Origin of the sequence: Streptomyces niger, from assembly GCF_000718305.1 — a bacterium.
GTDB classification, from domain to species: Bacteria; Actinomycetota; Actinomycetes; order Streptomycetales; family Streptomycetaceae; genus Streptomyces; species Streptomyces niger.
The window spans coordinates 84209-100778 of the sequence record NZ_JOFQ01000018.1 but is presented as its reverse complement, the minus strand read 5'-3'; the positions used below and the strand labels follow the sequence as shown (position 1 = coordinate 100778).

The 16570-nt window shown below is 73.0% G+C and carries 16 protein-coding genes; 8 read left to right on the top strand and 8 right to left on the bottom strand.

The annotated features are described in order from the left end of the window. The first annotated feature begins 9 nt into the window (after positions 1-9). Positions 10-993 carry a 2,3,4,5-tetrahydropyridine-2,6-dicarboxylate N-succinyltransferase gene (dapD, locus tag IF20_RS28985; protein WP_052868324.1) on the top strand — a complete coding sequence of 328 codons (984 nt, stop codon included), beginning with the start codon at positions 10-12 and terminating at the stop codon, positions 991-993. Positions 994-1068: 75 nt separating this feature from the next. Further along, complete coding sequence (locus IF20_RS28980; RefSeq protein ID WP_110944632.1) at positions 1069-1881, top strand: EI24 domain-containing protein; 813 nt, start codon at positions 1069-1071, stop codon at positions 1879-1881. Between the two features lie 6 nt (positions 1882-1887). Here IF20_RS28980 and IF20_RS28975 read toward each other — a convergent pair whose 3' ends face one another. After that, complete coding sequence (locus tag IF20_RS28975) at positions 1888-3717, bottom strand: endonuclease/exonuclease/phosphatase family protein (protein WP_052868322.1); 1830 nt, start codon at positions 3715-3717, stop codon at positions 1888-1890. Positions 3718-3973: 256 nt separating this feature from the next. On the opposite strand from IF20_RS28975, the gene IF20_RS28970 reads away from it, so the two are divergent. Both IF20_RS28970 and IF20_RS28965 read left to right on the top strand, forming a co-directional pair. Continuing rightward, positions 3974-5455, top strand: coding sequence for a hypothetical protein (locus tag IF20_RS28970; RefSeq protein ID WP_052868321.1), 1482 nt, complete (start codon positions 3974-3976; stop codon positions 5453-5455). 203 nt (positions 5456-5658) lie between these two features. After that, entirely contained in the window at positions 5659-7095 is a 1437-nt protein-coding gene (locus tag IF20_RS28965; RefSeq protein WP_052868348.1) for an alkaline phosphatase PhoX, read from the top strand. A gap of 34 nt (positions 7096-7129) precedes the next feature. Here the strand turns inward: IF20_RS28965 and IF20_RS28960 are convergent, their stop codons facing one another. Further along, positions 7130-7996, bottom strand: a complete 867-nt coding sequence (locus IF20_RS28960) for a class I SAM-dependent methyltransferase (protein WP_052868320.1) — start codon at positions 7994-7996, stop codon at positions 7130-7132. A 76-nt stretch (positions 7997-8072) separates the two neighbouring features. Here IF20_RS28960 and IF20_RS28955 point away from each other — a divergent pair, with 76 nt between their 5' ends. Continuing rightward, on the top strand, positions 8073-9083 hold the full coding sequence (locus IF20_RS28955; protein ID WP_052868319.1) for an MsnO8 family LLM class oxidoreductase: 1011 nt from the start codon (positions 8073-8075) through the stop codon (positions 9081-9083). Here IF20_RS28955 and IF20_RS28950 read toward each other — a convergent pair. Together IF20_RS28950 and IF20_RS28945 are read right to left on the bottom strand one after the other, a co-directional pair. Further along, positions 9080-9310, bottom strand: a complete 231-nt coding sequence (locus IF20_RS28950; RefSeq protein WP_052868318.1) for a winged helix-turn-helix domain-containing protein — start codon at positions 9308-9310, stop codon at positions 9080-9082. The two genes, IF20_RS28955 and IF20_RS28950, sit on opposite strands and share 4 nt — an antisense overlap. Then, the gene (locus IF20_RS28945; RefSeq protein WP_234426854.1) at positions 9307-9540 is read right to left on the bottom strand and encodes a GntR family transcriptional regulator; all 234 of its coding nucleotides are present in this window, start codon (positions 9538-9540) and stop codon (positions 9307-9309) included. Before IF20_RS28945 ends, IF20_RS28950 begins: the two co-directional genes overlap by 4 nt. A gap of 162 nt (positions 9541-9702) precedes the next feature. Here IF20_RS28945 and IF20_RS40595 point away from each other — a divergent pair, with 162 nt between their 5' ends. Next, entirely contained in the window at positions 9703-9978 is a 276-nt protein-coding gene (locus tag IF20_RS40595) for a hypothetical protein (RefSeq protein WP_052868317.1), read from the top strand. An 84-nt stretch (positions 9979-10062) separates the two neighbouring features. Here the strand turns inward: IF20_RS40595 and IF20_RS28935 are convergent, their stop codons facing one another. The 3 genes from IF20_RS28935 to IF20_RS28925 form a co-directional block, all read right to left on the bottom strand. Further along, on the bottom strand, positions 10063-11382 hold the full coding sequence (locus IF20_RS28935; protein ID WP_052868316.1) for a TerD family protein: 1320 nt from the start codon (positions 11380-11382) through the stop codon (positions 10063-10065). An 81-nt stretch (positions 11383-11463) separates the two neighbouring features. Further along, complete coding sequence (locus tag IF20_RS28930; protein ID WP_052868315.1) at positions 11464-11736, bottom strand: GlsB/YeaQ/YmgE family stress response membrane protein; 273 nt, start codon at positions 11734-11736, stop codon at positions 11464-11466. Between the two features lie 120 nt (positions 11737-11856). Continuing rightward, positions 11857-12666 carry an NAD-dependent epimerase/dehydratase family protein gene (locus IF20_RS28925; protein WP_052868314.1) on the bottom strand — a complete coding sequence of 270 codons (810 nt, stop codon included), beginning with the start codon at positions 12664-12666 and terminating at the stop codon, positions 11857-11859. A 168-nt stretch (positions 12667-12834) separates the two neighbouring features. Here IF20_RS28925 and IF20_RS28920 point away from each other — a divergent pair, with 168 nt between their 5' ends. Next, positions 12835-14034 (top strand): hypothetical protein, encoded by a 1200-nt coding sequence (locus tag IF20_RS28920; protein ID WP_052868313.1) that lies wholly within the window; start codon positions 12835-12837, stop codon positions 14032-14034. A gap of 117 nt (positions 14035-14151) precedes the next feature. Here IF20_RS28920 and IF20_RS28915 read toward each other — a convergent pair whose 3' ends face one another. Continuing rightward, positions 14152-14922 (bottom strand): IclR family transcriptional regulator, encoded by a 771-nt coding sequence (locus tag IF20_RS28915; RefSeq protein WP_052868312.1) that lies wholly within the window; start codon positions 14920-14922, stop codon positions 14152-14154. Between the two features lie 121 nt (positions 14923-15043). Between IF20_RS28915 and IF20_RS28910 the strand changes: the two genes are divergently transcribed. Next, a complete protein-coding gene (locus IF20_RS28910) occupies positions 15044-16570 on the top strand; it encodes an aldehyde dehydrogenase (NADP(+)) (RefSeq protein WP_110944631.1) in 1527 nt (508 codons plus the stop codon).

Genomic DNA, 16570 nt, shown 5'->3' with positions numbered 1-16570 from the left:
GTTTTCCGCATGACCGAAGCAACCTCCCGCACCACCGGCGCCGTCGCCGCCGGCCTCGCCACCGTCACCACCGACGGCACCGTCCTGGACACCTGGTTCCCGGCGCCCGAGCTCGTCGCCGAGCCCGGCCCGGCCGGCACCGAGCGGCTCAGCGCCGAGCGCGCCGCCGAGCTGCTGGGCGATGCCGCACCCAAGGCGCTCGGCACCGACGCCCGCCGCGGCGTGGAGATCGTGGCCGTGCGTACGGTCATCTCCTCCCTGGACGACAAGCCGCTCGACGCGCACGACGTCTACCTGCGCCTGCACCTGCTCAGCCACCGCCTGGTCCAGCCGAACGGCCAGAACCTGGACGGCATCTTCGGCCTGATGGCCAACGTCGCGTGGACCTCGATCGGCCCGGTCGCCGTGGACAGCCTGGAGACCGTGCGTCTCAACGCCCGCGCCGAGGGCCTGCACCTCTCCGTCTTCGGTGTCGACAAGTTCCCGCGCATGACCGACTACGTCGCCCCGGCCGGTGTCCGCATCGCCGACGCCGACCGGGTCCGCCTGGGCGCGCACCTCGCGGCCGGCACCACCGTCATGCACGAGGGCTTCGTCAACTTCAACGCCGGCACGCTGGGCACCTCCATGGTCGAGGGCCGCATCAGCCAGGGCGTCGTGGTCGGCGACGGCTCGGACATCGGCGGCGGCGCGTCCACCATGGGCACGCTCTCCGGCGGCGGCAAGGAGCGCATCCGCATCGGCGAGCGCAGCCTGGTCGGCGCCGAGGCCGGTGTCGGCATCGCGCTGGGCAACGAGTGCGTGGTCGAGGCGGGTCTCTACATCACCGCCGGTACCCGCGTGACGATGCCCGACGGGCAGATCGTCAAGGCCGCCGAGCTGTCCGGCGCCGACAACATCCTCTTCCGCCGCAACTCCACCACCGGCGTGGTGGAGGCCCGCCCGAACAACGCGGAGTGGGGCGGCCTGAACGACGTGCTGCACCACAACTGAGCAGTGTGACGGCAGACGGCGGGCGGTCCGTACGGACCGCCCGCCGCTGTCGGTGGCACCGGCTAGGGTTGCCTCATGCGTGATCTTGTAGCCGGGGTGCGGTACTTGGGGAAGGGGCAGCGCTGGGTCGCACAGCATGGCAGGTGGTGGGGGTTCGGGTTGATTCCCGCGCTCATCGCGCTGGTGCTGTACGCCGCGGTGCTGACCGTCTTCGCCTTCTGGACGGACGACATCGCGGCCTGGGCGACGCCCTTCGCCGACGGCTGGGGCTCGCCCTGGCAGGGGCTGCTGCGCGGGCTCTTCGTCGCCCTGCTCTTCGGCGGCGGGCTGCTGCTGGCCGTTCTCACCTTCACCGCCGTGACGCTGCTCATCGGCGACCCCTTCTACGAATCGCTGTCGGAGAAGGTCGAGCAGTCGGAGGGGGACTGCCCGGACGGGCCGGACCGCTCGCTGTGGGCGGAGATATGGATCGCGCTGAAGGACAGTGTGTACGTGCTGCTGCGCGCGGTCGGCTTCGGACTGCTCTTCTTCCTTCTCGGGTTCCTGCCCGTCATCGGCCAGACCGTGATCTCGGCGATCGGGTTCTGCGTCTCGGGTTTCTTCCTCGCCGTCGAGCTGACCTCCGTGGCCATGCAGCGCCGCGGCATACCCGTCCGCGAGCGCCTGCGCCTGCTGCGTACCCGCAAGGGGCTCGCGGTCGGCTTCGGCACCCCGCTCGTGCTGCTGTTCCTGGTGCCGTTCATCGCCGTCGTCCTGATGCCGGGCGCGGTCGCGGGCGCCACGCTGCTGGTCCGGGACCTGGTGGGGGAGCCGGCGCCGGAGCCGGAACAGGGCTTCGCGGGCGGCACGGGGGAGGTTCCCGCGCCGCACCGCGGATTCACGGCCTGACGCGGCTCACGGCTTCACGCGCAGCACCTGCGGGTCGTGGTCGCTGGCCTGGTCGGCGAACTCGGCGTTGAGGTGGACGATGTCGTAGTCGGTACGGGTCAGGGCCGGGCTGGTGAGCATGTGGTCCAGGGCCTGGGAGTTGCCGTTGTAGACGTAGCCGTAGCGCTCGGCCTTCGGGAGCCGGTTCACCTGGTCGGTGAGGACGCCGCCCGCGGTGAGCTTCTTGAGCGCCGGGGAGAACTGGTAGTCGTTCAGGTCGCCCGCGACGATCACGGCCGCCTTCGGGTCGGCGGCGAGCACGTCCGCCACGAAGCCGTGCACGGCCTCGGCCTGCGCGGTGCGCTGCGTCTCCGAGGTGCGGGCCGGCGGCTGGAACCGGCTGTCCAGGCCCTGGTCGCCGCCCTTGGAGTTGAAGTGGTTGGCGACCACGAAGACCGGCTTGCCGCGGAAGGAGAACTGGCCCGCGAGCGGCTTGCGGCTGTCCTTCCAGGCCGCGTTGGCCGGGTCGATCCGGCCGGGGGAGACGGACAGGGCCGCGTGCCCGTTCTTCTTCTCGACCTTCACCGGCGTCGTCGCGTCGCCGCCGGGGATGTCGGTGAAGGAGACCCGGTCGGGGTTGTAGAGGAACGCGACGCGGATGTTGCCGCCCGGCTGGCCGCCGTCCTGGTCGTTCGCCGGGTCGATCTGCGCCCACTTGTACGCGGGACCGCCCGCCTTCGCGATGGCGTCGGTCAGCTTCTTCAGCGTGGCGCCGGCGGTCACCACCCCGTTGTCCGTGGGCCCGTTGTCGTCCTGGACCTCCTCCAGGGCGACGACGTCGGGCGCGGCGAGGTTCTTCACCAGCGCCTCGGCCAGCCGGTCGAACTTCGCCTGCGCGGTCTTCGGCGAGAGGTTCTCGACGTTGTACGTGGCCACCGACAGCTCGTCGGCCGACTGCTTGCGCGTCGTCTCGCGCTGCGGCCCGTGGTCGGCGAGGTCGCCCAGGTCGGTGGCCTCGATCGTGTAGCCGCCGAAGTTGTCGTAGTCCAGCGGGCCCGCGGTGGTGCCCCGCAGCGCGTCACCGACGTCGGCGACGGGGAAGGGCCGCTCGGCGAACGGAATCAGCGAGGCGACCTTCAGCCGGCCCGCGTTCGGGTCGGCGTACGAGCTGTAGAGCGTGCCGCCGCGGGCGGTGCGGTGGTGCTTGGGCTCGGCGGTCACCCACAGCTCGTGGTACGAGTTCGTCGGGCCGACGACCGGCGCGTCGGAGACCGCGACCCGCATGCCCTCCAGCGACTCGTAGCGATCCAGCGCGTAGGAGCCGGGGCGGAGCTTCAGCGGCTCGATGTCCTTGCCGCCGTTGCTCGGGGCGTATCGATTCGGCACGGACGCCGGGTCCAGCCGGAACGCCGCGGGGAGACGATTCTTCGCCGAGGTCACCGTCCACTTCGCGCCGGTGATCTCGGTGACGGACTGCAGCCCCGCGTCCTTGCCGCCGGGGTAGTACTCGCTGACCGTGCCGGTCACGTCCACCGCGTCGCCCACGGCGACGTCCGGGGTCTCCTTTCCGGTGAAGACGAAGATCGCCTCGCTGGTGGCCGCGTCGCGGTCCGGATGCGGGTCCTGGAACCAGAAGCCCCGCGCCGAGCCGAAGGCGCGTACCGCGGTGACCACCCCGGGTACCCCCGTGACCTGCTTGCCGGCCAGCGGGGATATGCGGGTGGTGCCCTGGATGTCGTGGATCCTGGCCTCGGCGGCCGCGGCGGACTGCGGGACCGCGAGCAGGCCGGCGGCGAGGGCCGCTGCGGCCACCGCGGAGAGCGTGAGCGGTCGGCGGAGCGTACGGCGGGACGGCATGGCTGCCTCCGGAAGCGTGGGGAAACGAGGGAGGAACTGCGTATCGGGCGACGGCCCGCTACGCGCGTCAAGCTCAGGAACTGCGTATCGGAGGACGGTCCGCTACGCGCGTCAATCTCTTGCGTGCGCACGGAAGTTGTCAAGGCTCGTCCGGTGTACGGGGGCGGGCGGACCGGTGAACCGCCCGGGATCGTCACGATTCCGTCTACGCTGGGCGGCGCACCAGCTGTAGTCCGCCCGAGGAGCTGAACCGTAGATGTCCGACGAGCGCCCCACCCTTCCCCCGGTGCGGCTGCACCCTGAAGCGGAGCTGGCCGGGGACGCACTGAGCGCCCCCCTCTTCGCCCGCGCGGCGAAGCTCGCCCGCTGGGCCGAGCGCGAGGTACCGGTCGGCGTCGGCGGCGACCTCCTCGAAGAGCAGCTCGCCGAGGCCGCGACCCACCTGGGCCTCGCCGTCGACGAGGACGGCACCGGCTACGCCGCCGAGGCCTGGCAGCTCGCCGTGGACACCGGCCTCGTCGAGATCGAGGAGCAGGCCGGCGACGACGAGGACCTGCCCGACGGCGCTCCGGCCGGCACCGCGACGCCCGGCGAGGAGCTGCGCCTGCTGACCGCCGGCAGCCCGCAGGACGTGCTGGCGATCTGGCTCGGCGGCATGGAGACCGTGCTGGCCGACGCCGCGGCGCCGGACCTCGGCGACATCGTCGAGCAGATCGCCGAGGGCGGCGAGCTCGACCTGGACTCCATCGACTGGAACCCGGAGGACGAGGCCGAGCTGCTGGACGGCATCCTCGGCAACCTCTACATGCTCTGCGCGCTGGCCGAGGACCCGGAGCAGAGCGTCCCGCTGCCGGCCCTCGCCGCCTCCATGATCGTCCCGGCCGACATGGACGAGCCCACCGACGACATCCTCGAAGAGGTCTCCGAGGCGATGATGCGCCTGGACGACCAGTTCCGGGTCCTGGAGCCGATCGGCCTGGTCGCGTACCAGCCGGTGGACGAGGCGCTCATCGAGGAGCTGGACGAGGACGGCGAGACGGTCCGGGCTTCCGAGCCGCTGGAGGAAGAGGACGTCAGCCGGTACGGCATGGTCCGCCTCACCCCGCTGGGCATGTACGCGGTCCGGGCGCGGATGCTGGACGCAGGCGTCGAGGCCCCGGCCGTCGGCGACCTCGTCGACAAGGGCGCCGACGTCCTGCTCGCCGCCCTGCCCGACTACCCGGAGAACCTCGCGCAGGCCGAGTCCGAGCAGTGGCTCGCGGCCCGCGACGCCCGCACCGCGGCGCGCGACCTGCTGTCCGCGGCACGCGGCGACGACGAGCGGGCGCCGCAGCGCCGGCTCGCCTGCCAGCAGACGCTGTCGCTGGTCGGCGCGGAGGCCGAGCCCGCGCTGCGCGAGGTGCTGGACGACCGGCAGCTGGGCGGGCTGGCGCGGGTGTGGCTTGCCGAGCACGGCGCGCCCGGCATCCCCGAGCCGTCCCAGGACATGATCTTCTGGCTCACTGTGGACACGCTCGCGGCGCAGCTGGGCACCGCCGACGAGGACGCGGCCGAGCTGCGCGACCTGGTCGAGGGGCTGGTGGGCCAGCACGCCGGCTTCTTCGACGCGGTCTGGCGGGTGGACCACCCGGCGACCGCCGACGTCCTGGAGGCGATGGGCCGGCTGCACCCGGACAAGAAGGCGGCGAAGGAGGCCCGCAAGGCGGCCTTCAAGGCGCGCTCCAAGAAGAGCGACTGACCGCAAGCCCTCGGCCGCAGCGGCCCGCCGCCGTACGTGCTCAGGCGTACGGGCGGCGGGCCGTTCCCGTTGCGGGCGGGGCCGCGCCGACGGGGGAGGGAAACGGTTCCTGGACGTAGTGCCCCGTTCAACTGGAATTCGGGCGGACCCGCCAGCCTGGCGCGCGGAAGCAAGGAAAGAATCCAGCCAGCCAGGAGATGACCATGCCCCTCACCCGCAGGGACTTCGCCAAGCGCGCGACGTACACCGGCGCCGGAGTGGCGCTCGCCGGCAGCGTCGGGGTGCTGGCCACGGCTCCCGGGGCCATCGGCGAGGAGGCCGGGGAGGCCGCCGGTGACGACGGGAAGCGGCAGCTCGGCTACGGCCCGCTGATCGACGACCCGAAGGGCGTCCTGGCCCTTCCCGCCGGTTTCAGCTACAAGATCATCACTCGTACCGGCGTCACCAAGCTGGAGAGCGGCGAGTACACGCCCGCCAAGCACGACGGCACCGCCACCTTCGAGGGCCCGCGCGGCGCGACCCTGCTCGTGAACAACCACGAGGTCAAGGGCCCGCGCAGCAAGGCGGAGCACCCGGTGCCACTCGTCGAGGGACTGGTCTACGACCCGGCGGCGGCCGGCGGCTGCACCGTCGTGGAGGTCTCCAAGGACGGCGAGCACATCAGTGAGTGGGTCGGCGTCGCCGGCACCTCCACCAACTGCGCCGGCGGGCGCACCCCCTGGGGCACCTGGCTGAGCGGCGAGGAGACCGAGGACAAGGCCGGCCAGAACGGCATGACCAAGGATCACGGCTACGTCTTCGAGGTCGACCCGCGCGACCACCGGGCCGCCCGCGACCCGAAGCCCGTCAAGGCGTTCGGCCGCTACCCGCACGAGGCCGTCGTCGTCGACCCCAAGCGCGGCCACGTCTTCCTCACCGAGGATGCCTCCGGCCCGAACGGCCTCTTCTACCGCTGGACCCCGCCGCAGGGCTTCCGGCACGGCCGCGGGCAGCTGCGCACCCTCGCCGACGACGCCGGCGTGCTCGCCGCCTTCAAGTGCTTCGACTCCGGCGGCCGCTTCGTCGACGACCTCTCCCGCGCCACCGAGCCGGGCACGGTCTACGGCGTGGACTGGGTCGAGGTGCCCGACCGGGACGCCCGCACCACCTCGGTCCGCAAGCAGTTCAAGGACGGCGAGGTCACCCGCGCCCGCAAGCTGGAGGGCATGTGGTGGGCGGACGGCGGCGCGTACGTCGTCTCCTCCTACGCTCGCGAGGAGAGCCCGGTCCAGCACGACGGCCAGGTGTGGTTCTACAACCCCGCGCGCCGCACGCTGACCTTGAAGGTCCGCTTCGGCGTCAACCCGCACCCCGAGCAGGACGGCGCCTTCGACGGCCCCGACAACATCAGCGTCTCGCCCTACGGCGGGCTGATCATCGCCGAGGACGGCGAGGGCGTGCAGCACCTCTTCGGTGCCACCGAGGACGGCCGCACCTACCCGGTCGCCCGCAACGAGATCAACATCGGCACCGCCGAGGAGCCGGAGTACAGCGAGTTCACCGGGCCGGTCTTCTCGCCCGACGGGCAGACGCTGTTCGCCAACATCCAGGAGCCGGGCATCATGCTCGCCATCACCGGCCCCTGGCGCCGCCAGCGCTGACGCTCGTGCCGACGCGCCGCCGGACCGGCCGGTTTCAGGGGGAACCCGGCCGGTCCGCGGTGAGTGCGTCCGGGTCAGGGGAACCCGGCCGGTCCGCGGTGAGCACGTAGTAGTCCAGCAGTCCCTTCTCGTACGCGGTCAGGAACCGGCGCGGCCACAGGTCGCACAGCTCCGGCAGCTGACCCAGGTAACGGTCGTACGCGGCCCACACCGACTCCCCGATCGCCCGGACCCGCACGTCCGACAGCCCGGCCGCCGCCAGCGTGGCGGCCACCTCGTCCGCCACGTGGGCGAGGTCGAGGCCGTCGGCGTAGGTGGGCAGCAGTCCGGGCAGCGCGCGGGCGGCCTCCTGGCCGGTGGCGAAGAACGTCGTCAGCGCCAGCCGGCCGCCCGCGCGCAGCACGCGCGCCGCCTCGCGCGCGAAGCCCGGCACGTCGGGGAAGTGCTGGGCCGCCTCGACCGAGAACAGGCAGTCGACGGAGGCGTCCGGCAGCGGCATGCGCTCGGCGGCGCCGCGCCGGTACTCCAGCCGGTCGGGGTGCGCGGCTCGCGCGTCGGCGTTCCGCTGGCGAGCCCGCTCCACCTGGTCGGGGTGGACGTCCAGGCCGGTCACCGAGGCGAAGCCGTATTCGCGGAGCGCCAGCGCCGAACCGAGGCCCAGCCCGCAGCCGACCTCGACGGCGTCCCGCCCCTCGGTCCGGCCGAGGTCGCGCAGCACGAGTCGGTAGAGCTCCTGCTCCGTGGAGATCCGGTCGGCCTCGGTCAACGGGCGGCCGGTCGGCGCGTCCGCCCAGTAGCCGAAGTTGATGAACCCGCCGGCGAACGCGGGGATGGTACTGAGGTCGAACTCCCCGTAGATCTGATCCAGGGGTGGGACGGTGGGCGGCTGGTCGGCGGGCATCGGGGGCTCCTCGCTGCTCGGCGGGGCCCGGAAGACCGGTGCGGAATCCCGTGCGCCCGAGAACGTTGTACGGAAGGTGAACTCCACGACAGCGGCCCCACGATTCTCGGTCCTGGACCGGTCCCGCACCAGAGCGGGACGGCCGCAGGCCGAAGCCCTTCAGGAGACGGTGCGCTTCGCGCAGGAGGCGGAGGCACTCGGCTACCACCGCTTCTTCGTCTCCGAGCACCACAGCGTGCCCGGCGTGGCCGGCTCCGCGCCCACCGTGCTCGCCGCGGCCGTCGCCGCCGCCACCGACCGCATCCGCGTCGGCACGGGCGGGGTGATGCTGCCCAACCACCGGCCGCTGGTCGTCGCCGAGCAGTTCGGCGTACTCGCCTCGCTCTTCCCCGGCCGCATCGACATGGGCCTGGGCCGCTCGGTCGGCTTCACCGACGGCATCCGCCGGGCGCTGGGGACGGAGAAGGACGCCACCGAGGACTTCGGTGCACAGCTCGCCGAGCTGACCGGCTATTTCACCGGCACCCAGACCGCCCACCCGCAGGTGCACGCGCGGCCCGCCGAGGGCCTGACCGTGCCCGCCTTCGTCCTGGCCACCGGCGCGGGCGCGGACATCGCGGCGGAGGCCGGGCTGGCCCTGGTCATCGGCGACGTACGCGGCCGGGACGCGCTGCTGCGCGCGATCGAGCGCTACCGCGCCGCCTTCCGTCCCTCGGCGCTGTGGCCGCGCCCCTACGTCGTCGTCTCCGCGACCGTGGCGGTCGCCGCCACCACGGAGGAGGCCCGCCGGCTCCTGCTCCCGGAAGCCTGGTCCATGGCCTACTCCCGTACCCACGGCGTCTTCCCGCCCCTGGAACCGGCCGAGGACGTACTCGCCCGCGAGCCGGCCATGACGCCCAAGGAACGCGACTTCTACGAGGCGGCGCTGAGGGGCCAGATCCACGGCACGGAGGCCGAGGTCCGCACGGCCCTCACCGACCTCTTCGCCACCACGGGCGCGGATGAGCTGCTGGTCACCACGAGCACGTATGACCGAGCGGCCCAACTGGACTCGTACCGACGGCTGGCGGGGCTGGCCGGGCTCTAGCGGCCGGCGCCGAGAATGAACGTGCCCTTCGCAGGCAGAGTCGCCACCACACCGCGCTCCCGGAGCAGCGCGACGGCGCGGCGCACGGTCCCGATGCTGACCCCGTAGACCTCCGTCATGCGGCGTTCCGCAGGCAGGGCAGCGCCCGTCGCCAGCTTCCCCGACCGGACCTCCTCCTGGATCTGGTCGGCCAGCTCTTCGTACCGATAGCGCGGCAGCTCGCTCACGATTCGTCAGCCGCTCCGGCGATGACGAACGTGCCCTTGCCGGCGAGGGTTGCCACCAGGCCCCGAGCGCGTAGTTCCTGGACGGCGCGGCGCACCGTTCCGGCAGAGACGCGGTAGACCTCCGCCAGCTCCCGCTCATTCGGCAGGCGGCCACCTTTCGGGATCTCCCCAGCCTCGATCTGGCGGGCCAGGGCCTCAGCGACGCGGACGTACTCGTAGACGATTTCCACGCCTACCAGTCTCCGCGCACGCCGTGCGCTGCGCGCGGTGGGGAGCACCCTGTGCGCACTGTGCAGGCTGTGCACAGTGCGCGTAGGCTAGACGAAGGAGACCCCGGCGGCCGGATCGGACCCGGCCCCGGGGCGTGGCCCTCGCTTCGAAGGAGCGAAGACATGCAGAGCCTACGACGACTCCCGTGGACCGATGAGGGGCGGGCGGCGTTCGTCCCGCCCGGGGACGGGCTGGTGAATGACCTCGCCGACGCCGTGGAGGCGGAGATGCTGGGGATGGCCCGAGCCGATGCCTCGCGGGGGCGGGCCCTCGCCGATGATCCGGCGGCGTGTGGGGTGGAGCTGCGCGGGGCGGTCTGGTACCTCGCTCGCGCGGTCGAGGACGCGGCTCTGGTCGCCGACCTGCGGGCGGAGCGGCTGGGGGGTGCGGAGGCGTAGCCGACACACGCAGTCGGCGCACGTGGCCGACAAGGGCTTGGCTCGCCGGGGCGGCGGCTCGTTGGCGTCGCCCCGGCGCGTCCGTCAGAGCGCCTGCGCGCCCGGCTTGATCATGCCGCGGACCGTGCGGGAATCGACGTATTCGCCGAGGGCCGTCATCTCCCACTCGCCGCTGTACTGGCGGATGAGCTTGGCCATCAGGACGCCCGTGCGCTTCTCCGAGCCGGTCAGGTCGAAGCGGACCAGCTCCTCGCCGGACTGGGCGTCGAGGAGGCGGCAGTAGGCCTTGGCCACGTCGGTGAACTTCTGGCCGGAGAAGCTGTTCACCGTGAAGACCAGGCCTGTGACCTCCGGGGGGAGGCCGCCGAGGTGGACGGTGATCGCCTCGTCGTCGCCCGCGCCTTCGCCCGTGAGATTGTCCCCCGAGTGCTGGATCGCGCCGTTGAGGATCGCGAGCTTGCCGAAGAAGCAGTTGTCGATCTTCTTGCGGTCCGGGCCGTACGCGATGACCGAGGCGTCCAGGTCGACGCTCCTGCCGCGGAAGGCGGGCTCCCAGCCGAGGCCCATCCGGACCGAGGAGAGCAGCGGCTTGCCGCCCTTGACCAGGGAGACCGTCTGGTTCTTCTGGAGGCTGACCCGCCCCTTGTCGAGGTTGATCTTCCCGGCGCCGGGAGCGGGCGCCTGCGGGGCGGCCGGCGGCGGCGCGGGAGTGCCCATGGAGCCCGGTGCGCCGGGGACGGCGGTCGGCGGGGCGAGCGGGGCGGGGGCGCCGCTGGGCGGTCCCCACTGGCCGGCGGCCGGGACGCCCGGGGTGTCGGGGGCGCCCGGGGCGGTCGGCGCGCCCGGGTGCGGCGGCGCGGGCGGCGTGACGGGCTGCTGCGGCTGCACCGGAGTGGCCGTGGGCACCGCGGGCTCCTCGACGGTCACGCCGAAGTCGGTGGCGATGCCGGCCAGGCCGTTGGCGTACCCCTGGCCGACGGCGCGGACCTTCCAGGCGCCGTTGCGGCGGTAGACCTCGACCACCACGAGGGCGGTCTCGGGGCCCAGCCGGGGCGGGGTGAAGGTGGCGAGCACGCTGCCGTCGTCGGCGCTGCGGACCGTGGCCGTCGGCTCCGTGCCCGCGAAGGTGGCGCCCGGCGCGTCGAGGCTGGCCGTGACGACGATCTTCTCGATGCCGGGCGGCACGGCGGCGGTGTCCACCGTGATGGTGTCGCCGCTGCCGCCCCCGCCCGCGGTGTGGGTCACGCCGGGGCCGCTCGGTTGGTTGTAGAAGACGAAGTCGTCGTCCGAGCGCACCTTGCCGTCGGCGGTCAGCAGCAGGCCCGACACGTCCAGCCGCACGGGTGCGGTGACGTCCACCGCCACCCGCGCTGCGGAGAGCGGGAGGTTCGAGCCAGGAGTCATAGCGGTCATGTCCTGGGTAACGACCGGCGCCGCTTTACGGTTCCATTACCAGCGGAGCAACCCGCGCACGCCGCCGGAGTCTCAGTGCCGTTCGCGGGAGTTGCCGAAGAGCAGCCGGTAGATGATCAGCAGGACCAGGGCGCCGGCGATGGAGGCGATCCACATGGACGGCTCGAAGAAGTCCTTCGGTATCGGCCGGTCGAGGAGCTTGGTGGAGAGCCAGCCGCCGACGAACGAGCCCACGATGCCGGTCAACGTGGTGCCGACCAGGCCACCCGGGTCCCGGCCAGGCAGCAGGATCTTGGCGATGACGCCGGCGACCAGCCCCAGTACGAGCCAGCTGACGATGCCCATGATGGTGTTCCTCGTTCCTGCAGTTTCTGCACAGGGGTTGTTACGCCTTCAAGGACGCGAGGAGGCCGCCCGGAGTTCCGTGCGGTATACCGCTACCTGCCGCCGGCCGGCGGGCCGTGCTCAGTACGGCCAGATCGGCGGGTCCGTGCAGAAGGCGCCGCCGAGGTGCGCGTGTTCGGGGTTGTCCGGGTCCAGCGGGCCCTGTTCCGCCAGGAGTTCGGCGGCGTACGCCTCGGAGTCGTCCTGCGGCTCGTACCCGAGGGCACGGGCGCTGGAGAGGTCCCACCACAGGCGGGTGTTGGCCGAGGAACCGTAGACGACAGTGTGGCCGACGTCCTGTGCGGTGAGCGCCGCGTGCAGCAGCCGGGCGCCGTCGCCGGGGCTCATCCAGATGGACAGCATGCGCACCGACGTGGGGCGCGGGAAGCAGGAGCCGATGCGGACGGAGACGGTCTCGATGCCGTGCAGGTCCCAGTAGAGCGAGGCCAGGTCCTCACCGAAGCCCTTGGACAGGCCGTAGAAGGTGTCCGGGCGGCGCGGGGTGTTCAGCGGGATGGCGCCGGAGCCGTCCTCGGGACGCGGGGTGAAGCCGACGGCGTGGTTGGAGGAGGCGAAGACGATCCGCCGCACGCCGGCCTCGCGGGCCGCTTCGTAGAGGTGGTACGTGCCCTCGATGTTCGCCGCGAGGATCTTCTCGAAGGAGGACTCCAGGGAGATGCCCGCCAGGTGGATCACCGCGTCGACGCCCTCCACGGCCTTGCGCAGCGCGTCCCGGTCGGCGAGGTCGGCGACGATCGCGTCCGGCTCGCCCTCGATGGGCAGCCGGTCGAAGAGCCGCAGCCGGTAGCCGTAAGGGGGCAGCAGTTCTCGCATCAGGGTGCCGAGGCCGCCGGCGGCGCCGGTCAGCAGAACGGTGCGGGGTGCGGTCATGGTCGTCAACGTAAAGAAGTGCGGTGTCCCGGTCAAGATGGTGGACGCGGGAGGGCTCTTGACCGGCCGTACGGGCTGTCTTAGCGTCATCGCGTTCATGCACATGGACAACGGCCATGAATGCGTCCGCCGCAGCCTCGGTGGACGTGATTCTTCGAAGGGAGCCCGATGCGCGCCGCCGCCTTCCTCTACCCCTGGGACGTCGTCGGGGATCCGGACGCCGCGCGCCGGATCGCCGGCCTCGGGGTCGCGCAGGTCACCCTCGCCTCCGCCTACCACTCCACCCGGGCCCTCACCCCGCGCCACCCCCGCCACCGCGTCGTCACCGCCCGGCACTCCGCCGTCCTCTACCCGGCGGCCCCGGAGCGCTGGGCGGGCCGCGCGCTGCGCCCGTACGCGCAGGACTGGCTCCCGGAGGCCGACCCGTACACGGAGGCCGCCCGCGCGCTCACGGACGCGGGCCTGGAGGTGCACTCCTGGGTCGTGCTCGCGCACAACTCCCGGCTGGGCGCCGAGCATCCGGAGTCCGTGGTCCGCAACGCCTACGGGGACGCCTACCCGTGGGCCCCCTGTATCGCCCGCGCCGAGGTGCACGAGTACCTGGTGACGCTGGCCGCCGAGGCCGCCGTACGGCCGCACACCCGCGGCACCGAACTGGAGTCGTGCGGCTGGTACGGCCTCGCGCATCTGCACGCGCACGACAAGACCGGCGGCGTCCCGCTGAGCGGCGCGGCGCAGTACCTGATGTCGCTGTGCTTCTGTGGCGCGTGCCGCGACGGTTACGCGGCGCTGGGCGCCGATCCCGAGGAGCTGCGGCAGACAGTGCTGCGCGCCCTGGAGCCCGTGTGGGCGGGCGGCGGCACCGGGGGAGCGGCAGGCCGCGACGGGGAGTGGGCCGACGTCGTCGAGGCGCTGGGGGAGGAGTACGCGCGAACCGTCGCCGACTGGCGGAACCGGGCCGCCGGGGAGCTGCGGCGCGCGGCCGTGGCCGCCGTACGGGCCGCCGCCGGGCCCGACTTCCGCGTCATGCTGCACGCCGACCCCGCCCCGCACCGCTGCGGCGCCAACGTCGGCGTCGCATCCCGCCAGGTCTTCGCCTACGCGGACGGCGTGGTCGTGCCGTGCACGGGGAGCGCGGCGGAACGGACCGCCGCGCTGACGCCGTTCGAGGGGCGCGGCGTACGGGCGGCGAACTTCACCGTCGTGCGGGGGATGGGGGGCAGCCCGGAGACGCTCGCGGCGGACGCCGCCCACGCGGCCGCGGCCGGCGCCGATGAACTCCGCCTCTACCACGCGGGGCTGGCCTCGGACGCGGACCTGGAGGCGGTGCGCACGGCGCTCACGGAGCTGAGCGGTTCGGGCGCCTGAGGAGCGGCGCGGCTCCGGCTCCTGAGAGGGGTGAGCCACGCGGCTCTTGAAGGCGAGCTCCGCGGCCCTTGAAGAGGCTGCGCCCCCGGTGTCCGAGGGAGCCGCTTCCCCGGCGCCCTAGAGGCGCCGCGTCGCCAGCGTCAGACGGTCCCGTGCGTCGAAGAGCGCGTCCTTGATCATCTGCTCGTGTGCCGGGGTGAGCCGGGCGACCGGCACCGAGCAGCTGATGGCGTCGCGGGCCGGCGTGCGGTACGGGATCGCGACACCGAAGCAGCGCAGCCCGAGGGTGTTCTCCTCGCGGTCCACGGCGTACCCCTGCTCCCGCACCGCGTGCAGCTCCTCGATCAGCTGCTCCCGGTCGGTCGTGGTGTGCTCGGTGAGCTGCGGCAGCGTCTCCGGGAGCAGCTTGCGGACCTGCTCGTCCGTGTGCGTCGCGAGCAGCGCCTTGCCCAGGGACGTGGAGTGCGCGGGCAGCCGGCGGCCGACCCGGGTGAACGGGCGGAGGTAGTGCTGGGACTGCCGGGTGGCCAGGTAGACGACGTTGGTGCCGTCCAGGCGGGCGAGGTGGATGGTCTCGGTGGTGTCGTCCGAGAGCCGGTCCAGGGTCGGCCGAGCGGCCGCCACGACCTCGTCGCCGTCGATGTAGGACGTGCCGACGAGCAGGGCCCGCACCCCGATGCCGTACCGCGTGCCGGTGGCGTCCGTCTCCACCCAGCCGAGGTCCACGAGCGTGCGCAACAGCATGTAGAGGCTGGACTTCGGATAGCCGACGGCCTCTTGTACGGAGGCGAGGCTGTGCATCCCGGGGCGGCCCGCGAAGTACTCCAGCAGTTCGACCGTCCGCACTGCGGACTTGACCTGTGATCCCCCGGTCTCGGCAGCCGGCATCGCCCTTGACCCCTCAGTTCGGACAGTCATAGAGTCACCGGTGTTCACACTCCGGGACGGAGTTCAGTATATCGAACAACGCCCGGTGTGCAGCAAGTACTCGGCCCGGGAGGAATGCACGGTGGCAGCACCAGTCTGGAGCGTCGACCCCCGTAGCGGGAAGCAGCGGGAAGAGGTTGCGGCCGAGGCCACAGCCGAGGAGGTGGACGCGACCGTACGGGCCGCGCACGAGGCGCGCGGCTCCCTCGCCGACCGGACCGTGCGCGCCGCCTTCCTGCGCCGCGCCGCCGACCTGCTGGACCAGGCGGGCGATTCGGTCATCGAGGCCGCCGACGCGGAGACCGCGCTCGGCCCCGGCCGGCTCACCGGTGAACTGGCCCGTACCACCGCGCAGTTGCGCGCCTTCGCGGACATCGTCGACGAGGGCGCCTTCCTGGACGTGCTCATCGACCACGCGGACCCGCAGCAGACCCCGCCCCGGCCCGACCTGCGGCGCTACAAGATCCCGCTCGGCGTGGTCGCCGTCTACTCGGCCTCCAACTTCCCGCTCGCCTTCTCGGTGCCCGGCGGCGACACCGCCAGCGCCCTGGCCGCGGGCTGCCCGGTCGTCGTCAAGGCCCACCCCGACCACCCCGCCACCTCCGAGCTGTGCGCGGCCCTGCTGCGCCGCGCCGCCACCGAGTCCGGCCTGCCCGCTGCCGTGGTCGGTTTGGTGCACGGCTTCGACGCCGGCGTCGAGCTGGTCCGCCACCCGCTGATCTCCGCCGCCGGCTTCACCGGCTCCGTACGCGGCGGTCGCGCCCTCTACGACGCGGCGGCGGCCCGCCCGCACCCGATCCCCTTCCACGGCGAACTCGGCAGCCTCAACCCCGTCGTCGTCACCCGGGACGCCGCCGAGGAGCGCCCCGAGCAGATCGGCGCGGGCCTGGCCGGTGCGATGACGCTGGGCGTCGGACAGTTCTGCGTGAAGCCCGGCCTGGTGCTGGTGCCCGAGGGCGCGGCCGGCGACGGGCTCGTCAAGGAGCTGACCGCCAAGGTCAGCGACACCGAGGCCGGCGTACTGCTGGACCACCGGATGCGGGACGCCTTCGTCGCCGGGGTCCAGGCGCGCGCCGAACTCCCCGACGTGGAGGCCCCGGTGACGCCCGGCGCGGGCGGCGAGCACACCGTCTCCGCCGGCTTCCTCACCCTCCCCGCCGCCCGGCTGGCCACCGAGGGCCCGCACGACCTCCTCCTGGAGGAGTGCTTCGGCCCGGTGACCGTCGTCGCGCGGTACGCCGACGACGCCGAGGCGACCGCCGTCCTCGGCCGGCTCCCCGGCAACCTCACCGCCACCCTGCAGCTCTCCACCGCCGAGGGCGCGGGCGAGGGCCGGGGCGGCGAACTGCTCGCCGAGGTCACCGCGCTCGCCGGCCGCGTCGTGGTCAACGGCTGGCCCACCGGCGTCGCCGTGGCCCCCGCCCAGCACCACGGCGGCCCCTACCCGGCGACCACGTCCACCTCCACCTCCGTGGGCGGCACGGCCATCGAGCGCTGGCTGCGCCCGGTCGCCTACCAGGACACCCCGCCCGCGCTGCTGCCCCCCGAGCTGCGCGAGGAGAACCCGCTGGGCCTGCCCCGGCGGATCGACGGCGTGCGCGAGGCGTAG

Bases quoted from the DNA above. Each gene is read 5' to 3' on its own strand.
- dapD (WP_052868324.1), top strand. From the start codon at position 10: ATGACCGAAGCAACCTCCCGCACCACCGGCGCCGTCGCCGCCGGCCTC.
- IF20_RS28980 (WP_110944632.1), top strand. From the start codon at position 1,069: ATGCGTGATCTTGTAGCCGGGGTGCGGTACTTGGGGAAGGGGCAGCGC.
- IF20_RS28975 (WP_052868322.1), bottom strand. From the start codon at position 3,717: ATGCCGTCCCGCCGTACGCTCCGCCGACCGCTCACGCTCTCCGCGGTG.
- IF20_RS28970 (WP_052868321.1), top strand. From the start codon at position 3,974: ATGTCCGACGAGCGCCCCACCCTTCCCCCGGTGCGGCTGCACCCTGAA.
- IF20_RS28965 (WP_052868348.1), top strand. From the start codon at position 5,659: ATGCCCCTCACCCGCAGGGACTTCGCCAAGCGCGCGACGTACACCGGC.
- IF20_RS28960 (WP_052868320.1), bottom strand. From the start codon at position 7,996: ATGCCCGCCGACCAGCCGCCCACCGTCCCACCCCTGGATCAGATCTAC.
- IF20_RS40595 (WP_052868317.1), top strand. From the start codon at position 9,703: ATGCAGAGCCTACGACGACTCCCGTGGACCGATGAGGGGCGGGCGGCG.
- IF20_RS28935 (WP_052868316.1), bottom strand. From the start codon at position 11,382: ATGACTCCTGGCTCGAACCTCCCGCTCTCCGCAGCGCGGGTGGCGGTG.
- IF20_RS28930 (WP_052868315.1), bottom strand. From the start codon at position 11,736: ATGGGCATCGTCAGCTGGCTCGTACTGGGGCTGGTCGCCGGCGTCATC.
- IF20_RS28925 (WP_052868314.1), bottom strand. From the start codon at position 12,666: ATGACCGCACCCCGCACCGTTCTGCTGACCGGCGCCGCCGGCGGCCTC.
- IF20_RS28920 (WP_052868313.1), top strand. From the start codon at position 12,835: ATGCGCGCCGCCGCCTTCCTCTACCCCTGGGACGTCGTCGGGGATCCG.
- IF20_RS28915 (WP_052868312.1), bottom strand. From the start codon at position 14,922: ATGCCGGCTGCCGAGACCGGGGGATCACAGGTCAAGTCCGCAGTGCGG.